The sequence below is a fragment of the Sphaerimonospora sp. CA-214678 genome, from assembly GCF_050942215.1.
Lineage (GTDB): Bacteria > Actinomycetota > Actinomycetes > Streptosporangiales > Streptosporangiaceae > Sphaerimonospora.
In genome coordinates, this window is record NZ_CP192056.1 from 2,855,822 (window position 1) to 2,872,846 (window position 17,025).

The 17,025-nt window shown below is 71.5% G+C and carries 12 protein-coding genes and 1 pseudogene; 6 read left to right on the forward strand and 7 right to left on the reverse strand.

What is annotated here, in order from left to right:
• Nucleotides 1-41 precede the first annotated feature (41 nt).
• Together ACQP1K_RS12795 and ACQP1K_RS12800 are read right to left on the reverse strand one after the other, a co-directional pair.
• A complete protein-coding gene (locus ACQP1K_RS12795) occupies nucleotides 42-3,638 on the reverse strand; it encodes an AAA family ATPase (protein WP_433501096.1) in 3,597 nt (1,198 codons plus the stop codon).
• Nucleotides 3,639-3,641: 3 nt separating this feature from the next.
• Nucleotides 3,642-4,886, reverse strand: a complete 1,245-nt coding sequence (locus ACQP1K_RS12800; protein WP_433501097.1) for a metallophosphoesterase family protein — start codon at nucleotides 4,884-4,886, stop codon at nucleotides 3,642-3,644.
• A 360-nt stretch (nucleotides 4,887-5,246) separates the two neighbouring features.
• On the opposite strand from ACQP1K_RS12800, the gene ACQP1K_RS12805 reads away from it, so the two are divergent.
• From ACQP1K_RS12805 to nhaA, 5 genes are all read left to right on the forward strand, one after another.
• Nucleotides 5,247-5,453, forward strand: a complete 207-nt coding sequence (locus tag ACQP1K_RS12805) for a DUF5999 family protein (RefSeq protein WP_433501098.1) — start codon at nucleotides 5,247-5,249, stop codon at nucleotides 5,451-5,453.
• Nucleotides 5,450-5,980, forward strand: a complete 531-nt coding sequence (locus ACQP1K_RS12810) for an ATP-binding protein (protein ID WP_433501099.1) — start codon at nucleotides 5,450-5,452, stop codon at nucleotides 5,978-5,980. The genes ACQP1K_RS12805 and ACQP1K_RS12810 overlap by 4 nt, the downstream gene beginning before the upstream one ends.
• Before the next feature lie 112 nt (nucleotides 5,981-6,092).
• On the forward strand, nucleotides 6,093-9,314 hold the full coding sequence (gene icmF, locus ACQP1K_RS12815; protein WP_433501100.1) for a fused isobutyryl-CoA mutase/GTPase IcmF: 3,222 nt from the start codon (nucleotides 6,093-6,095) through the stop codon (nucleotides 9,312-9,314).
• Nucleotides 9,315-9,631: 317 nt separating this feature from the next.
• A complete protein-coding gene (locus ACQP1K_RS12820; RefSeq protein ID WP_433501101.1) occupies nucleotides 9,632-10,642 on the forward strand; it encodes a hypothetical protein in 1,011 nt (336 codons plus the stop codon).
• A 173-nt stretch (nucleotides 10,643-10,815) separates the two neighbouring features.
• Entirely contained in the window at nucleotides 10,816-12,378 is a 1,563-nt protein-coding gene (gene nhaA, locus ACQP1K_RS12825; protein WP_433501102.1) for a Na+/H+ antiporter NhaA, read from the forward strand.
• On the opposite strand, the gene ACQP1K_RS12830 is transcribed toward nhaA, so the two are convergent.
• The gene (locus ACQP1K_RS12830) at nucleotides 12,333-12,887 is read right to left on the reverse strand and encodes a DedA family protein (protein WP_433501103.1); all 555 of its coding nucleotides are present in this window, start codon (nucleotides 12,885-12,887) and stop codon (nucleotides 12,333-12,335) included. The genes nhaA and ACQP1K_RS12830 overlap by 46 nt on opposite strands.
• 5 nt (nucleotides 12,888-12,892) lie before the next feature.
• Between ACQP1K_RS12830 and ACQP1K_RS12835 the strand changes: the two are divergent.
• Nucleotides 12,893-13,213 (forward strand): annotated as a pseudogene (locus ACQP1K_RS12835) (response regulator transcription factor); the annotation flags it as partial.
• Here ACQP1K_RS12835 and ACQP1K_RS12840 read toward each other — a convergent pair.
• From ACQP1K_RS12840 to ACQP1K_RS12855, 4 genes are read right to left on the reverse strand one after another with little or no spacing between them, the layout of a single operon-like run.
• Complete coding sequence (locus tag ACQP1K_RS12840; protein WP_433501104.1) at nucleotides 13,210-14,442, reverse strand: alpha/beta hydrolase family protein; 1,233 nt, start codon at nucleotides 14,440-14,442, stop codon at nucleotides 13,210-13,212. The pseudogene ACQP1K_RS12835 and the gene ACQP1K_RS12840 sit on opposite strands and share 4 nt — an antisense overlap.
• 39 nt (nucleotides 14,443-14,481) lie before the next feature.
• Nucleotides 14,482-15,516: an ABC transporter permease gene (locus ACQP1K_RS12845; RefSeq protein ID WP_433501105.1), complete on the reverse strand. Its 1,035-nt coding sequence runs from the start codon at nucleotides 15,514-15,516 to the stop codon at nucleotides 14,482-14,484.
• On the reverse strand, nucleotides 15,513-16,409 hold the full coding sequence (locus ACQP1K_RS12850; protein WP_433501106.1) for an ABC transporter ATP-binding protein: 897 nt from the start codon (nucleotides 16,407-16,409) through the stop codon (nucleotides 15,513-15,515). The genes ACQP1K_RS12845 and ACQP1K_RS12850 overlap by 4 nt, the downstream gene beginning before the upstream one ends.
• The gene (locus ACQP1K_RS12855) at nucleotides 16,406-16,810 is read right to left on the reverse strand and encodes a GntR family transcriptional regulator (protein WP_433501107.1); all 405 of its coding nucleotides are present in this window, start codon (nucleotides 16,808-16,810) and stop codon (nucleotides 16,406-16,408) included. The genes ACQP1K_RS12850 and ACQP1K_RS12855 overlap by 4 nt, the downstream gene beginning before the upstream one ends.
• Nucleotides 16,811-17,025 lie beyond the last annotated feature (215 nt).

Consider the following 17,025-nt stretch of genomic DNA (forward strand, 5'->3'; position numbering starts at 1 on the left):
GTCCCCGTCGCGTGGAGGCCGTTCGGCGGGAACTCGTGAGTTCACGCGAGGGGCGGGGCCGGCGGAGCGGAGAACTCCGGAAGCGAGTGCAGGTGCACCCGGCCGGTGGGAAGCGCCGCGCGAGCGAGATCGACCAGGTGATCGTGGTGGGTGAACACGATCATCTGGAACCGGCCGGCCATCCCGTCGAGCACGCGCAGCGCGGCCTGGGCGCGCCGGTCGTCGAAGGTCATGAAGATGTCGTCGACGGCGAACGGCAGCGCCCTGCCCTCCTCGGCGTACCGCTCCAGCGTGGCGAGCCGCAGCGCCAGATAGAGCTGGTCGGCCGTGGCCTCGCTGAGCTGCTCGACCCGCAGCGGCCCGCGCGCTGCGGAGCCGGCCAGCACGGTGGGGGAGTCGCCGTCGGGGTCGAGCTCCAGCCCCGTGAAGCGACCGAGGGTCAGCTCGGCGAACAGTCCTCCCGCGCGGGCGAGCACCGGGTCCTGCTGGGCGTCGCGGAACTCCTCCATCTGCCTGCGCAGGACGGTCCGGGCGATCTCCAGGCGCAGGTACTCCTCGGTGTCCTCCACCAGGGCCGCCGCCGCGGTCTCGACGTCGGCCGCGGCCTGCGCGGCGGTCGCCGACCCGTCCAGCCGGGCGAGCTCCGCCTTCTGCTCGCCCAGCCGCGTGGCCTGCTCATCGCGCCGCGTCTCCAGGTCGGCGACGCGGGCGGCCAGCTCGGCGAGTTCCGCTTCGAGCCGGTCCGGGCCGGTCTCCTCGGCCCTGGCCAGCAGGCCGGTCAGGTCCTCGCCCTCGGCGGAGATCGTGTCGCGCACCTCTCCGAAGGTCGCCGTCAGCCGGTTGTGCTCCTCGCGGCGTCGTACGGCATCGCGCAGCTCATCGGCGTCGGCGGCCCCGGCCGCCGTCACAAGGGCGGCCAGCTCGGCCTCCGCCCGCTCGACCGCCGCCCGGGCGGCGTCGGCGTCGGCGCGCAGCCGGTCCCGGCCGGCGGTGAGCGAGTCACGCGCCTCGGCGGCGGAGCGGTTCGCCTTGGCGTCCGCGTGCAGCCGGTCGACGAGCAGGTAACGTTCGGCCTCGTCGGCGGGGACCGTACGGCCGCAGGCCAGTGCCGTCGTACGCAGCAGCGCGTGGAACCGCTCCACCCTGGCGGTGTCCTGCTCCGACTCGTGGCCGGTCCGGGAGGCCTCGGCCACCTTGTCGGCCGCCTGCTCCAGCAGCTCCAGATCGGTGAGCGCGCCCACGGTGTCCCGGTCGGCCGGCAGTCCGGCCTGGGCGAGGGCCGGGCCCCACTCGCCGGCCCAGTCGGCCAGATCGGCCTCGTGCCCGGCCACGATCGCGGCGGCCTCGGCCAGCTCGGCGCGTTCCACCTCGACCCTTTTCTCCTGCGCGGTGCGCTCCTGGGCCGCCGTCTGCTGCTCGGCGAGCCGCTGCTGGGCGATCTCCATCAGATGGGGCAGCTCGGCCAGCACGTCATCGGCGCCCACGCCGGGCAGAGCCTCCTCGACGTCTCCCAGAAGCCCCGGCCCTCCCAGAAGATCGGTGTCCGCGGCCTCCGCGTCTCCCCTGGTCTCCGCGCCCGCCGAGGGGTCCGGCAGGCGCAGGACCTCCCGGAGCCGCCGCACATGCCGTACGGCCCGGGCGTGCTGCGCCGCGAACCGGCCGCCGGCCTCGGCGATCTCCTCCAGGGCCTCCCTGAGCCGCCTGGCGTCGTCGGCCACCGCGCCGGCGTCGCCGGGGTCGGGCGCGGGACCGGCGAATCCCTCCCACAGGCCGGTCCACTCGGCCTCGAGCTCGGCGGCGCGCGCGTCCAGCGCTTCACGGTCCCCGCCGAGCCGGTCGAGCTCCTGCTCCGCCTTGCGGATGTCGAGCTCCAGGTGGTGCCGGGCGGTCACCCGCTGCGCGTCGCGCCGCATGCGGTCGGCCATCCGGTCGGCCCGGCCCATCGCCTCCTCGAACGCCTCGTGGAGCTCCTCGGCCCGGGCGGCGTCGCCGGCGCCCGGCGCGCGGATCGCCCGCCAGAGCTCGTCGCGTGCGGCCCTGGCGGCGGTGAGCTCCTCCTCGGTCGGCGGGGGATCGCCCCGCAGCAGCGCGTCCAGCTCCAGCCGCAGGTCCGCCAGTTCCTTCTCGGCGGCCCTGGTCCGCCCGCCGAGGTCGCGCTGGTCGCGCCGGAGCTCCGCCCGGGCCCCGGCGTGCGCGTCGAGCCGCTCGCGAGACGGCGTCGTCACCGTCGCGGCCGCCTCGACCGGGAGTTCGGGCAGGCGTAGGTCCAGCAGGATCTGCTCGGCCCGGCGCCGATGCTTCCTGCCGTCCTCGTCGGCGGTGGCCAGGAGCGTGAGCAGGTCGGCGGGGACGGCCGCGACGGCGGCACGCAGCGGCTCGGGATCTTCGGCCTGCGGCAGCTCGCTGAGCGCCTTTTCGGCCTCCTCCAGCTTGCGCCGCCGGGTCTCCAGCGCGCGGCGGCTCTGCTCCAGGCCGGTGTCGATCACGGTGCGCCGGTCGTGCAGCGTCTGCACCCGGGACCGTACGGCCTTGGGCACCCGATAGCGGGCGGTGTCCTCGACGGTCGCGTCGGGATGCACCTGGTGCAGGAGCCGCTGCGCCTCCTCGGCGAGTCGTTTGGCCTCGCCCTCGGATCTGCCGAGCCGCAGGGCGGCGTCCTGTACGGCCTTGCGGTCCTGGAAGAGGTCCTCGATCGTGTCCGCGTGCGCCAGCAGGTCGTCGTCCACGACGAGGGCCGCCAGTTCCTCACGCGCCCGATCGAGCCCGTTCTCGGCCGCGGCCAGCCGGTCGCGCGCGCCGCCGAGCTCGTTCAGCAGGGCGGGGTGCCGTTCGGCCGTCTCGACCGGGGCGAGCACGCCCCGCCCCGACACGGCCTCGATCTGGGCGAGGAGGTCACGGCAGCGGCGCAGCGCCGGGAGCGCCTGCCGCAGCCGGGTGAGGCGGGTGTGCGCGCCGCGCGCCTCGGCCAGCTCACGGGTGAGCCGGTCGAGCTCCCGCTGCGCGGACGCGGCCTCCTTCTCCAGGGTCTCGTACCGCTCCGGGCGCAGCAGGGCGGTGCGCTTGCGCTCCCTGGCCTCCTTCAGCGTGTTGATCTGGGCGTTGATCCGCGGCTTCGAGGCGGCCCGCTTGTAGAGATCGCCGATGCGCGCCTCGATCTTCTTGTGCGCGTTGGTGAGGCTGAGCCCGGACCGCGAGGCGGCCAGCGCCTGGCCCAGATCGCCCCCGCCGCTCACCAGCGCCCGGCCGCCCTGCCGCAGCTCGGCGCTGTTCAGCGCGAACACGGTGACGAAGGTGTGCCGGTCGACGCCGCCGAGGAGGGACAGCAGCTCCGCCTCGGGGAGCTGTGTCCCGTCGGGCCGCCGCAGCGGGGCCTTGCGGCTCTTGGTACGGACGATCTCCAGTGTCTTACCGTCGTGGGATCTGAGCCGGGCGCCCAGCCGCAGCGACGGCTTGGGATGGACGAAGTCGTACGGCGACTGCAGATCTATACCGTAAAGGAGCTGGCCCAGGGCGTATAACGCGGTGGACTTGCCCGCCTCGTTCGGCCCGTGGATCACCTGGATTCCGGCGGCGGACAGATCGAGCGTCCGATCCGTGAACGGCCCGAAGGCCGTGAGATCCAGCCGGTCGATCCGCATGGCTCAGCCCTCCCGCACTTCGGAGATCATGGACTCCAGCAGCCCGACGGCCTCGTCGCCGATGCGGCGCAGCCACTCCGGATCGGCGGGATCAACCCGCCCCGGGCCCCTCGCCTCGTTCGGCAGCGGCCCGCTGAGCAGCGCGGTCTCCGAGACCAGCCGGCGGAACGCGTCCTCGTCGGCCCGCAGCTCCGCGGCGGTGCGGCGCAGATCGGCCAGCAGGCCTGCGGCCCCCTCGGCCGGGGCGTCCGCCGGACGGGTGGCGATCCGCACCTTCTCCACCCAGACGTCGCCGAAATCGTTGGCCAGCGCGCGGATCTCGTTGACCAGACGCTGCTGCTCGCGCCACAGCCGCAGGTGGGCGCCGCTGTGCCCGGTGAGGCTGACCCGCACGGCGCGCAGCCGCTCCCCGCCGGTGTGCTCCAGGTCTCTGAGCCGCTCGGCCACCAGGTCGACGGCCGCGTCGGCGTCAGCGGCCGCGGCCACGTCGACCTCCAGGTGCTCCCATCGGGCGACGTCGAGATCGCGATGCTCGGCCGAGGTCACCCGGAGATCGTCGACCGTGACGATGGTGCAGCCCTTCGGGCCGGTCTCGCGGGCGTGGCGGCCCTGCAGGTTGCCGGGGAAGACGATCCAGGGGTCGCGCGCCACGATCTCGCGGGTGTGCACGTGACCCAGGGCCCAGTAGTCGTACCCCTTGCCGGCGAGGTGTTCCACCGTGCAGGGGGCGTAGGTGTCGTGACCCTCCCGCCCGGTGAGCGCGGTGTGCAGCAGGCCCACGTTGAACAGCCCGGCGCAGGGGTCGGGGTAGGCCAGCGCGAGGTTGTCGGTCACGTCGCGATGCCCGAACCCCTGACCGTGTACGGCCAGGCCGAGGTCCTCGTCGCGGATCGTCTCGGGCCCCTCGGTCTCCAGCACGTGGACGTTGTCCGGCAGGCGCAGCCGCCGCGTCATCCGGTTCTGCGCGTCGTGGTTGCCGTACACGAGGTAGGCGGGGATGCCGGCCTCGCGCAGCAGCGACATCTGGCGGGCGAAGAACAGGCCGGTCTGGTAGTCGGGCCAGTCGCCGTCGTAGACGTCCCCGGCGAACAGCACCGCGTCGACGGACTCGGACGTGGCGAGGGCGACCAGATTCTCCAGCGCACGCCGGGATGCCGTGCGCAACTCCTCGGCGGGAGAACCCTCATAGGAGGCGAGACCGCGCAGGGGGCTGTCGATGTGAAGATCGGCGGCGTGGAGTAGCTTCACAGCGGCGTCACCTGGGGTCCCTCGCTCGGCGGATGCGGCAGTTGTCCCTGATGATGACGCGCCGCGACCAGAAAAGTGATGCCAACGACCATATACGCGGTTCGTCGGCATGGGCGGCGAAGGCGTGGACGATGCAGGTTCGGACGGTTTCTCCGGGGTGTGAGTGTGTGAGGGCGTGGGGGATCTACCTTCGTGAACGGGTAGATTGGGGACGTGCTACCCATATAGGGCGAAATAGGTACCGCTGTGGGGGTTTTCCCCCGTCCGCAGTAGAGGTTGGGAGGGCATGCTGAAAACGTCGTAAAGAACGTTCCAGCCCCTCGAGGTCGCCAGCAGGTCCCAGCCGGAAGGAAGCCGACCATGTGCCAGCACCAGCCGCCGTGTCCGTCCGCCGACGCAGCCGACCGTGATGCCGCCTACCTGGTGGCGTTCCACCCGGAGCAGGGCTGGGGTCTGCTGTGCAACGGTGTCGTGCTGTTCGAGGACTGGGGAGAGTTGCTGCCGGACGGGCGCAGCGTGCCCTCCCGCCGGCCCGCGGGTCGTGAGGTGCTGGGACGGGCGGCGTGAGCCCGCCGGCCATGATCTTCGGCGCCGCCGGCCGGTCCGACCCCGGGCAGCGGGTCCCGGTACGAGCGCGCTGGCGGGCCGCGCGACGCCTTCTCGGCGAGATCGTCGTCCAGCTCGTGGAGGAGCCTGAGATCAGGTCGCTCTCCTGGTGTCTGCCCGCCGGTCGGCGCTCGCCTGCGGCCGCGCGCCGGCTCACCCGCGCGAGCCTGGAGCGATGGGAGATGGACGGGCTGTCCGACACCGCAGAACTGCTGGTGAGCGAGCTGACCACCAATGCCGTGTGCCACGCGCGGGGACCCATCCGGCTCACACTGATCGCGCAGGAGAACCTGCTGCGATGCGAGGTGGAGGACACCGGTCACACGCTGCCCAAAACCGACTCCATCCAGGACGCCGACGACTTCGGCGAGGGCGGGCGGGGTCTGCACATCCTCGACATTCTGGCCTGCTGCTGGGGCGGCGCGCGCACACCGACCGGCAAGGTGATGTGGTTCGAGCTCTCCGAGGACGGCGACGCCGCCGCCTGACCGTGCGGCGGTCGTAGATCTTTCCGGCGCGGCTTACTAGGATGTCCTAGTATTTTGCTAGGACATCCTAGTAGTTTGGCCTGTGATCGCGCTGCCTTAGGAGACGACTTCGATGCACGTTCCCCTGCACCCGGTTCGCATCGTCACGGCGGCGGCGCTGTTCGACGGTCACGACGCGGCGATCAACATCATGCGGCGGATCCTGCAGTCGCAGGGGGCCGAGGTCATCCATCTGGGGCACAACCGGTCGGTGGAGGAGGTCGTCACCGCCGCGGTCCAGGAGGACGTGCAGGGCGTGGCGATCAGCTCCTACCAGGGCGGCCACGTGGAGTTCTTCACCTATCTGGTCGACCTGCTGCGCGAGCGCGGAGCCGGGCACGTCAAGGTGTACGGCGGAGGCGGCGGGGTGATCATCCCCGAGGAGATCGAGCGGCTGCACGCCTACGGGGTGGCGGGGATCTTCTCCCCTGAGGACGGGCAGCGGCTCGGCCTGGCCGGGATGATCAACACGATCGTCGCGGCGTGCGACGTGGACCTGGCGGCGGAGCGTCCGCCCTCGGTCGCGGCGGTCACGGGAGGCGATCAGCGGGCGCTGGCACGGGCCGTCACGATCGTGGAGTCCGGCGCGGCCGACGGGGAGTGGCTGGAGGAGCTGCGGGGCGCCGCGGCCGACCGGAGGGCCCCGGTGCTGGGCATCACCGGAACCGGCGGGTCGGGCAAGTCCTCCCTCACCGACGAGCTGCTGCGCCGGATCAGGATCGATTACGAGGACAAGCTGCGGGTCGCGGTGGTGGCGGTGGACCCGACCCGCCGCCGCGGCGGGGGAGCGCTGCTGGGCGACCGGATCCGGATGAACAGCCTGGCCGGTGGCGGGATCTACTTCCGGTCGCTGGCCACCAGGAGCGCGCGCGAACTGCCCGGCTACACCGACGACGTGATCGCGGCCTGCCGGGCGGCGGGCTACGACCTGGTGATCGTGGAGACCCCGGGGATCGGACAGGGCGACGCGGCCATCGTGCCGTACGCGGATGTGTCGCTGTATGTGATGACCCCGGAGTTCGGGGCGGCCTCCCAGCTCGAGAAGATCGACATGCTCGACTTCGCGGACGCGGTCGCGATCAACAAGTTCGAACGCCGGGGCGGGCAGGACGCGCTGCGCGACGTGCGCCGCCAGCTGGTGCGCAACCGGGAGGCGTTCGGGGTCCCGCCGGAGGAGATGCCGGTCTTCGGGACGATCGCCTCGCGCTTCAACGACGAGGGCGTGACCGCGTTGTACCAGCGGCTCCGCGACCTGCTCGGTGAGCACGGGCTGCCCGCGGGGCCCCACCTGCTGCCGCGGGTGGAGGGCACGACGTCGAAGGTCACCGCCGGTGTCGTGCCGCCGTCCCGGACGCGTTACCTCGCGGAGATCGCCGAGACCATCCGCGCCTACCACACCCGCACCGGCGAGCAGGCCGATGCGGTGCGCCGCCGGCAGCACCTGGCGCACGCCCGTGAGCTGGTCGCCGCCGAGGGCGCCGACACCGCCGCCCTGGACGCGCTCCTCACCCGGGCCGAGGCCGGCATCGACGCGGAGAGCCGCGTGCTGCTGGCCGAATGGGAGACGACGGCGGAGGCCTACCGGGCGGACGAGTTCGTGGTGAAGGTCCGCGACCGGGAGCTGCGCACCCCGCTGTGGCGGGGCACGCTTTCCGGCAACCGCATCCCCCGCGTCGCCCTGCCGCGGTACGCCGACCACGGGGACCTGCTGCGGTTCCTGCGCGCGGAGAACCTGCCGGGCCGGTTCCCGTTCACCGCCGGGGTCTTCCCGTTCAAACGGGCCGACGAGGACCCGACCAGGATGTTCGCCGGGGAGGGCGACCCGTTCCGCACCAACCGGCGGTTCAAGCTGCTGTCGGAGGGGCAGCCGGCGACGCGGCTGTCCACGGCGTTCGACTCGGTCACCCTGTACGGGCACGACCCGGACGAGCGCCCCGACATCTACGGAAAAGTCGGGACCTCGGGGGTGTCGATCGCGACGCTGGAGGACATGAAGGCGCTGTACGACGGGTTCGACCTGTCGGCGCCGAACACCTCGGTGTCCATGACGATCAACGGCCCGGCGCCGACCATCCTGGCATTCTTCCTCAACACGGCGCTCGACCAGGCGCTCGACCGCTTCCACGACGAGCACGGCCGTGCCCCCTCGCCGCAGGAGGCCGAGCAGGTACGCGCCCGGACGCTCGCCACCGTGCGCGGGACCGTCCAGGCCGACATCCTCAAGGAGGACCAGGGGCAGAACACCTGCATCTTCTCCACCGAGTTCAGCCTGCGCATGATGGCCGACATCCAGGAGTGGTTCATCGCCAACGGGGTGCGCAACTTCTACTCGGTGTCGATCTCCGGCTACCACATCGCCGAGGCCGGGGCCAATCCGATCAGCCAGCTCGCCTTCACCCTCGCCAACGGATTCACCTACGTGGAGGCCTACCTGGCCCGGGGGATGGACGTCGACGACTTCGCGCCGAACCTGTCGTTCTTCTTCTCCAACGGAATGGACCCCGAGTACAGCGTGCTCGGCCGGGTCGCGCGGCGGATCTGGGCGGTCGCCATGCGCGAGCGGTACGGCGCCGGCGAGCGGGCCCAGAAGCTGAAGTACCACATCCAGACCTCGGGCCGGTCGCTGCACGCCCAGGAGATGGACTTCAACGACATCCGCACCACGCTGCAGGCGCTGATCGCGATCTACGACAACTGCAACAGCCTGCACACCAACGCCTACGACGAGGCCGTCACCACACCGTCGGCCGAGTCGGTGCGCCGGGCCATGGCGATCCAGCTCATCATCAACCGCGAGTGGGGCCTGGCCATGAACGAGAACCCGCTGCAGGGGTCGTTCATCATCGACGAGCTGACCGACCTGGTGGAAGAGGCCGTGCTGACCGAGTTCGAGCGCATCTCCGACCGCGGCGGCGTGCTGGGGGCGATGGAGACCGGCTACCAGCGCGGCAAGATCCAGGACGAGTCGATGCTGTACGAGCAGCGCAAGCACGACGGCTCCCTGCCGATCATCGGAGTCAACACCTTCCGCAACCCCGACGGCGACGTCGAGCATGGTCCGCTGGAGCTGGCCCGCGGCACCGAGGAGGAGAAGCGGTCTCAGCTGGAGCGGCTGCGCGGCTTCCACGAGGCCCATGCCGACGAGGCGCCAGCGGCCCTGTCCCGGCTGCGGCAGGCGGCCATGTCGCAGGACAACGCCTTCGAGGTCCTGATGGACGCCGCCCGCGTCTGCTCACTGGGCCAGATCACCGAGGCGCTGTTCGAAATCGGCGGCCAGTACCGCAGGAACGTGTGAGCTGACGCCGGAGGCGGCCAGCGGCCCGGCCGCCCCGATATCAAGAAGAAACGATTGTGAGCGTGTTTCGGTAAAGCCGCAAGGCGGGACCGGCAAACTCGCCGTCAGAGGTGCGAATCCCTCGCGTTCGATATGGCGGGGCAAGCGCACGCCATGACGGGACGGCGTACGTCTGTGCATGTCCATTCGATTACACGGAATGGCGATCTGATCGTGCTAAGAAAGGTCAATTCGCCTGGACGTGCTGGGACGGCGGTGCCAACGATTGAGATACGACCTGATCGCCCAATGCGATCTGATCGAAGAGGAGTATCTCTATGCACGGCAATCGATTCTCATTACTGCTCGGTCCGGCGGTACTCGGAATCGTCGCGCTCTGGCCCGCGGCGGCCTCGGCCACGACGACCAATCACACTCCGGGTCTGGCTGCGGCGGTGGCCTCGCCCAGCGCGGCGATCCCCGGCGTCCACGGATACGGCGAGGAGGAATCGGAGAGCGGATACGCCCAGGAGAGCTCATACAGCGGTGAGCTGATCGGTCAGCAGGCCGCCTACAGCCGGCTCGGATCGATCCGCGAGAGCGGCATCAGCTCCATCCGCGAGAGCGGCATCAGCAGCCGGGCGATCAGCAGTCAGGAGGTCGCGTCGTACGCGAGCCCGGTGTCGGTCTCACGCACGATCACCTACCAGCGGCCCGTGACGACCACGCGGATGGTCACGACCCAGCGTCCGGTCACCCAGACGCGGATGGTCACCCATCAGCGTCCGGTGTCGTACACGCGGATGGTCACGACCCAGCGTCCGGTCACCCAGACGCGGATGGTCACCCATCAGCGTCCGGTGTCGTACACGCGGATGGTGACCGAGTCGCGTCCGGTGACGCGGCAGGTCACCTTCCAGCGCCCGGTCACCGAGACGCACATGGTGACCGAGTCGCGTCCGGTCACCCGCTGGGTCACCTACCAGCGTCCGGTCACCCGGACCCGGCTGGTCACAGAGTCGCGTCCGGTGACGCGGCAGGTCACCTTCCAGCGCCCGGTCACCGAGACGCGGATGGTCACCGAGAGCCATCCGGTCAGGGAGACCCGGCTCGTGACCGAGAGCCGTCCGGTCACCGAGACCCGGCTGGTCACGGAGAGCCGTCCGGTCAGGGAGACCCGGCTCGTGACCGAGAGCCATCCGGTCACCGAGACCCGGCTGGTCACCGAGGCACGGCAGGTGTCGTTCACCAGCCCGGCGTCGGCGTCGTTCAGCAGTCAGTCCAGCGAGGCCGGCTGGTCCGGCCAGTCCAGCCAGTCCAGCCTGTCCAGCGAGGAGGAGTGTGACTGACCTCAGTCTCGACCGGGGGCACGGGCATCCGCCCGTGCCCCCTTCTGCGGTGCGTCCCCTTCCTTTCCCGGGGCCATGCCCGCCGATGGCGGAGGTGAAGGTAAAGTCGGTGGCGGTGCGCCGGGAAGCCTGGTCGGCAAAGTGGCAGATCCGTCTTCTCGTATGGAGCGACCGTGACCGACCCTTCGCCGCCGGCGCCACGCCCGTCCGTCTCCCGGTCCGTCTCCCGGTCCGCCCAGGGGCCCCCGCCGGATCGTGGCGAGCGGCTCGATCACGAGGGGCTGTTCACCTCGGGCTCAGGGGTGGAGACCCGCCGCATCGCCGACGTCCTGCGTAGGGAGACCGTCGGCGGAATGCTGCTGCTGGCCGCCGCGGTGCTGGGCATGATCTGGGCCAACTCTCCCTGGTCGGACGCCTACCGGTCGCTTCGCGCTCACACCTTCGGACCCGCAGCGCTGCACCTCGATCTGGACCTGGCCGCCTGGGCCTCCGACGGCCTTCTGGCGATCTTCTTCTTCGTCGCCGGACTGGAGCTCAAGCGCGAGTTCGTCGCCGGTGACCTGCGCGATCCGCGCCGCGCCGCGGTGCCGATCGCGGCCGCGGTCGGCGGTGTGATCGTCCCCGCCGTGTGCTACACGCTGGTGACCCTCGGCGTCCCCGGCGCGGCCAGGGGGTGGGCGATCCCCGCCGCCACCGACATCGCGTTCGCGCTGGCGGTGCTCGCCGTCGTCGGCCGCTTCCTGCCCTCGGCGCTGCGGACGTTCCTGCTCACCCTGGCGGTGGTCGACGACCTGCTCGCCATCGTCATCATCGCCGTCTTCTACACGGCGAAGCTGTCGGTGATCCCCCTGCTGGCGTCCCTGCTGCCGCTGGCCGTCTTCGCCGTGCTGGCGCGGCGTGGCGCGCACTCGTGGTGGCTGCTGCTCCCGCCGGCGGTCGCGACCTGGGCGCTGATGCACGCCTCGGGCGTGCACGCCACGGTCGCCGGTGTGCTGCTCGGCTTCGCCGTGCCTGTCCTGGCGGGTGCGCGGGGCGATGGCCGGAAGGCAGGTCGGGGACCGGCCGAGCACTTCGAGCACCGGTTGCGGCCGATCTCCGCCGGAGTGGCCGTGCCGGTCTTCGCGTTCCTGTCGGCCGGCGTGTCACTCGGCGGTCCGGCGGGTCTGGCCGAGGCGTTGGCCGATCCGGTGGCGCTCGGCGTGGTCGTCGGGCTCGTCGTCGGCAAGCCGATCGGGATCACGGCGGCCACCTGGGGAGTGGCCCGGTTCACCAGGGCCGATTTGGACGAGGGGCTCTCCTGGGTCGATGTGGCCGGGCTGGCGATCCTGTCCGGCATCGGGTTCACCGTGTCCCTGCTCATCGGGGAACTGGCCTTCGGCACCGGTCGCGACGCGCAGGTCAAGGTCGCGGTGCTGGCCGGATCGCTGGTCGCCGCGACGCTGGCCGCGGTGGTCCTCCGCTTCCGCGACCGCGCCTACCGCCGGATCGCCGAAGCCGAAGCCGCGGCCGAAGCCGAGACGAAGGCCGAAGCTGAAGCCGCGGCTGAAACCGAGACGAAGGCCGAAACCGAGACGAAGGCCGAATCCGTGTCCGCTGCCGGGGCCGGGTCGGCGGCCGTCGAACGCACCGGCTCGCGGCGGGCGGATCGGCCGGGAACGGAGACCCCGGGCGGCGGCACTCGCGAGCGAGCTCAGGGCGGGACGGACGGGCCCGGACGGTCGATCCGGCAGAGGTAGTGCTCGCGGCCGTCGATCGGGTCGTCCGGCTCGAGTTCGCCTCCGGCGACCCGGCGAATCCCGGTCACGGCGGCCTCGTCCGCCGGTCGGCGGCCGCGCAGACAGCGGATCACCTCGGTGACGGCCGTGACGGTGAGGGCGATGCCCAGGCCGAGCAGCAGACCCTTGACCGGGTCGTGCTCGAAAGCCGCGCCGCCCACCATGCCGATCATGGTCGAGTACACGGCCCAGGAGGAGGCGGCGACCGCGTCGAAGAGGGAGAACCGCCCCGGCGGGTAGCCGACGGCGCCGGCGGTCGTCGTGGCCGCCGTACGGCCTCCCGGAATGTAGCGGGCGACCACCAGCAGCAGGCCGCCACGCCGCGCGAGCGTACGTTCCGCCCAGGTGAACACCGTACGGCCACGCCCACCCGGTCTGAGCCGCCGCACCACCCGCCGCCCGCCGCTTCGCCCGAGGAGATAGGAGACATGGTCGCCGGTGAAGGCGCCCAGCGCCGCCACGGCGATCACCAGGGCTGATCGCCGGGGTGCGGGCGGTCGCGGGCGGGGCGGCGTACCTGTCTCCCCGGGTCGCGCATCGGGTGATCACACAGCTCAGCGGGGGACGGATGCGCCGGGCCGCCGCCGCGCGGACCAAGATCGAGGGCCTGACGCCGCGTGAGCGGGAGGTGCTGGCACTGCTCGGTTCGGGGCTGTCCAACGCGCAGATCGCGAACCGGCTCCATCTCGTCGAGGGGACGGTGAAGGCCTACGTGAGCGCCGTCCTGGCCCGCCTCGGCGTCGGCAACCGCGTCCAGGCCGCGATCATCGCCTACGAAGCGGGCCTGGTGTCCTAACGGCAGATCTTCTTCTCGACCGAGCAGTGCTCGACCTCGGGGTAACGCGCCGACGGCCCGTTCAGCAGAGGTTGGCGCCTCTCGCGCAGGTGCAGGTCGAAGAAGGCCGCGACGTACCTGCGGGTGATCTCCACGGAGCGTAGGCCGGGTATGTCGGCGCCGAGGTCGATGCCGAACTGGTCGCCCAGCATGCCGAGATCGGTGAAGGAGGTGTGGGCGGCCCCCGTGACGAGCAGCGAGCGCTTCCATCCGGTCATGAGCTTCCAGTCGTGTTCCCAGCCGGCGACCTCCGGCTTGCCGGATCCGGGAGTGTACGAGGACGGCTTGCCCAGGAACAGGAACGGCCGCGACAGCCCGCTGTCCGGGATCGAGGCGTACGTGCTGCCGTCGATGTCGATTCCGGCGCGTATGCGGGAGTCCCCGACCATGGCCGCTATGGCACTCGCTCCGCCGACGGAGTGACCGGCCATCGCGATCCGTGATCGGTCGATCAGGCGCGTGCCTTTCCATTCGGCACGCGACCCGGTGAGCTGGTTGAGCACGAAGGAGACGTCGGCCGCCCGGCTGTTCACCAGCTTCTCCCACCACGCCGGGTCCTTCTTGATCTTGCAGGTGACACAGGTGGTCACCCGGCCGTCGGGGAAGGTGGTGGCGACGTTCTCGTAGGTGTGGTCGATCGCGGCCACCACGTAGCCCCTGCTGGCCAGGTCTTCGGCGAGCGAGGTGAGTTCGCTGCGGGGCTTGGAGTGGCCGGGGGAGAGCACGATGAGGGGCAGGCCGTGCTTTTTCCCGGCCGGTTTCGCATCGGTGAAGGCGTTGGTCCGCGTCCTGCTCAGGACGTCCAGGGGAACTCCCGTGATTCCCCCGTCCTCCAGGAGGAGCTCGGACTCCTTCGGCGTCATGTACCGTGCCCGGTGGCGGCCGGGAGACTTCGCCGGATACCACAGGGAGACCATGAGCTCCCTGGCCTTCATCTCCGGGACCCACGGGTCGGGGCGGGAGGTGTCCTTCAGGTAGAGGGCCGTGGTGCCGACCGCGTGCCCGCCGGTCGGCTTGGGCAGGTACGGCGTGCCGTCCGGCCCGGTCGCGGATGCGGCCGTGGGCGTGGCGGCGGCGGGTGCGGACGCGCCGGCGGTGGTGGCCGCCATGGCGAGCAGCCCGGCGACGACCGCCCGGCCGATGCCGGTGCGTCGGTCGGCGGCATGACACGGTTCGATCGCATGACTCATGGAGACAGTGGTCCTTTCGAAAGGGGGATGACAGACCGGTCAGGACAGGCGGCTGCGGATCCACCTGAGGCAGAGCCGGGCCGCCAGTGCGGACAGGGCAAGGAAGATCGCTGTCTCGATCCCCTGCAGGGCCCAGAAACGGCCGGCGGGCTGGTAGGTCACCCGCTGCCGGTAGCCGAGGTCGGCGAGCCTCGTGAGGCACTCTCGGTCGATCACCGGACCTGACGGGGACGCCTGCTCCAGTGGCGGCGGCAGCAGGCAGGCCGCCGCCCAGGACGGCACCGTGGCCGGTCGGCCGGCGGCGTCGACGGTCTCGTTGCCCAGGACCCACGCGCCCGGTGGCCCGGCCACGGCCAGTTCCTCCACCTCGCCGGAGCTGTTCACCCCCACCTTCGAGATGTTCTCCGCGGTGATCGTGACGGTCTCCTGGATCGCGGGGATCACGTACGGGCGCACCGCGAAGGGCACGGCGATCTGGACGGCGGCGAACGCGGCGAGCATGACGGCCATGGCGGGCACGGTGCGGCGCAGCAGGATCCCGGCGGCGACGCCGGCGACGAAGGCGAAGGCCGTGTAGCCGATGGGCGCGATCCCCCGGGCGCCGAACAGCAGCGGCGAGATACGCGCGGCGAACGACTCGGGGTCGGGCATGCCGGTGACGGTGTCGGCCCCGACCGGGATCGTGGCCGGGCGGCTGGCGGCGTCGACGGGACCGGCCCACCAGGTGACCAGGAGACTGAGCGACCCGGCCGCGGCCATCGCGGCCAGGCCGGTGAACGCGAGTTTGGTGGCCAGCCACCGGGCCCGGGTGACGCTCTGGTTCCACACCAGGCGGTGGGTGCCGGCCTCAAGCTCCCGGGTGACCAGCGGAGCGCCCCAGAAGACGCCGATGACGGCGGGCAGGAGGTACATCACCACGACGCCGGCGTAGTACAGCCTGCTGTCGGCCGGGGCGAGCCGCACGACGCCGTGCGGCGGACGTCCGGCGATCACGAGGACGACGGCGAGCACGGCGAGCAGGCCGTACATCGCCGTGGCCTGGGCGCGGAACTGCCGCCAGGTCAGCCAGATCACCGCAGCACCTCCAGGGTGGGGCGCGGGCCGGAGCCGGCCTCGGCGGGGCGGCTCATGTAGGCCAGTACGAGGTCTTCCAGGCCGACGGCGCTGACGGTCCAGGCAGGGTCGAGGATGGGTGCCTCGGTGCGTATCACCAGCGTGGACTGCCGGTCGGTATGGCCGGCCGAGATGACCTCCTGGTCCGCCGGCAGCTTGGCGGCATCGCGGCGTGGCCCGCTCAGCCGGTGATGGGCGGCCAGGATCTCCTCGACCTCTCCTGCCAGCCGCACCTGCCCGGCGACCAGCACGACGAGGTGATCGCAGACCCGTTCCAGGTCGGCGATCAGGTGGGAGGACATCACGACGCTGAGTCCGTGCTCGGCGACGGCCTCCATCAGGTCCTGCAGGAACTCCCGCCGGGCGAGCGGGTCCAGGGCGGCGACCGGCTCGTCCAGGATCAGCAGCTCGGGCCGTTTGGCGACGCCCAGGGTCAGGGCGAGCTGGGCGCGCTGACCGCCCGACAGCTTCCCGGCCTGCCGGCCCGGGTCCAGGCCGAGCCGCTCGATTCGGCGGTGTGCCAGGGCGTCGTCCCAGTTCGGGTTGAGCCGGGCGCCGAGGCGCAGGTGGTCGGCCACGGTCAGGGTGGGGTACGTGGGGGTGTCCTGGGCGACGAAGCCGACTTTGGCCAGCTGCGCCGGACCGCTGCCTGGTACGCCGCCGCACACCTCGATGGTGCCCGTCGTTGGGGCGAGCATCCCGGCGGCCAGGTTCAGCAGCGTGGACTTCCCCGCGCCGTTGGGCCCGACCAGGCCGGTCACGTGCCCGGCCGGGATGTCCAGCGTGCAGCCGGTCAGCGCCCAGTGCCGCCGGAACTTCCTGCCCAGCCGCCGGGCCAGCAAAGCGGCGGTCATGCTATGTCCTCCTCGGCGGTGGTCCGAAAGGTGGTCAGGAACAGGGCCTCGATGCTTTCGTCGTCGAGCCCGGCCCGGCGGGCCCTGGCCAGCCAGCGCCGCAGGTCCTGCCGCAGCGGTCCGTGTGCGGCGAGCGTGGCGTCGGTCAGCGTCCGGGTGACGAACGTCCCGACACCGGGGCGGGCGGCGACGAGCCCGTGGTGTTCGAGTTCCCGGTACGCCTTGAGCACGGTGTTGGGATTGATCGCGAGCTGGGCCACCACCTCTTTGACCGTTGGAAGCCGGTCACCCTCGCGTAGCAGCCCCAGCCGCAGCGCGTGCCGCACCTGCTGGACCAGCTGCAGGTACGGCGAGAGGCCGGACCTGCCGTCCAGATGGAACTCGATCACCACTTCCTCCATTTATCTATGATGCTAGTACTTTAGATAAATGGAGGAAGCCGGTCAAGTGGCATCTCACCCTCGTGATCTTGCGAAAACGCGGAACTCTCCGGCTGAGCGGTGTGCCGGCGGGCGCGGCGGGTGGCGCACCCGGACTCAGGGGCTCCTGAAGACTCTTCGAGGTTCTGCTTCGGCCGCCGCGGTGGCGGCCATCGCCCTCATGGCAGGGGCGGCCC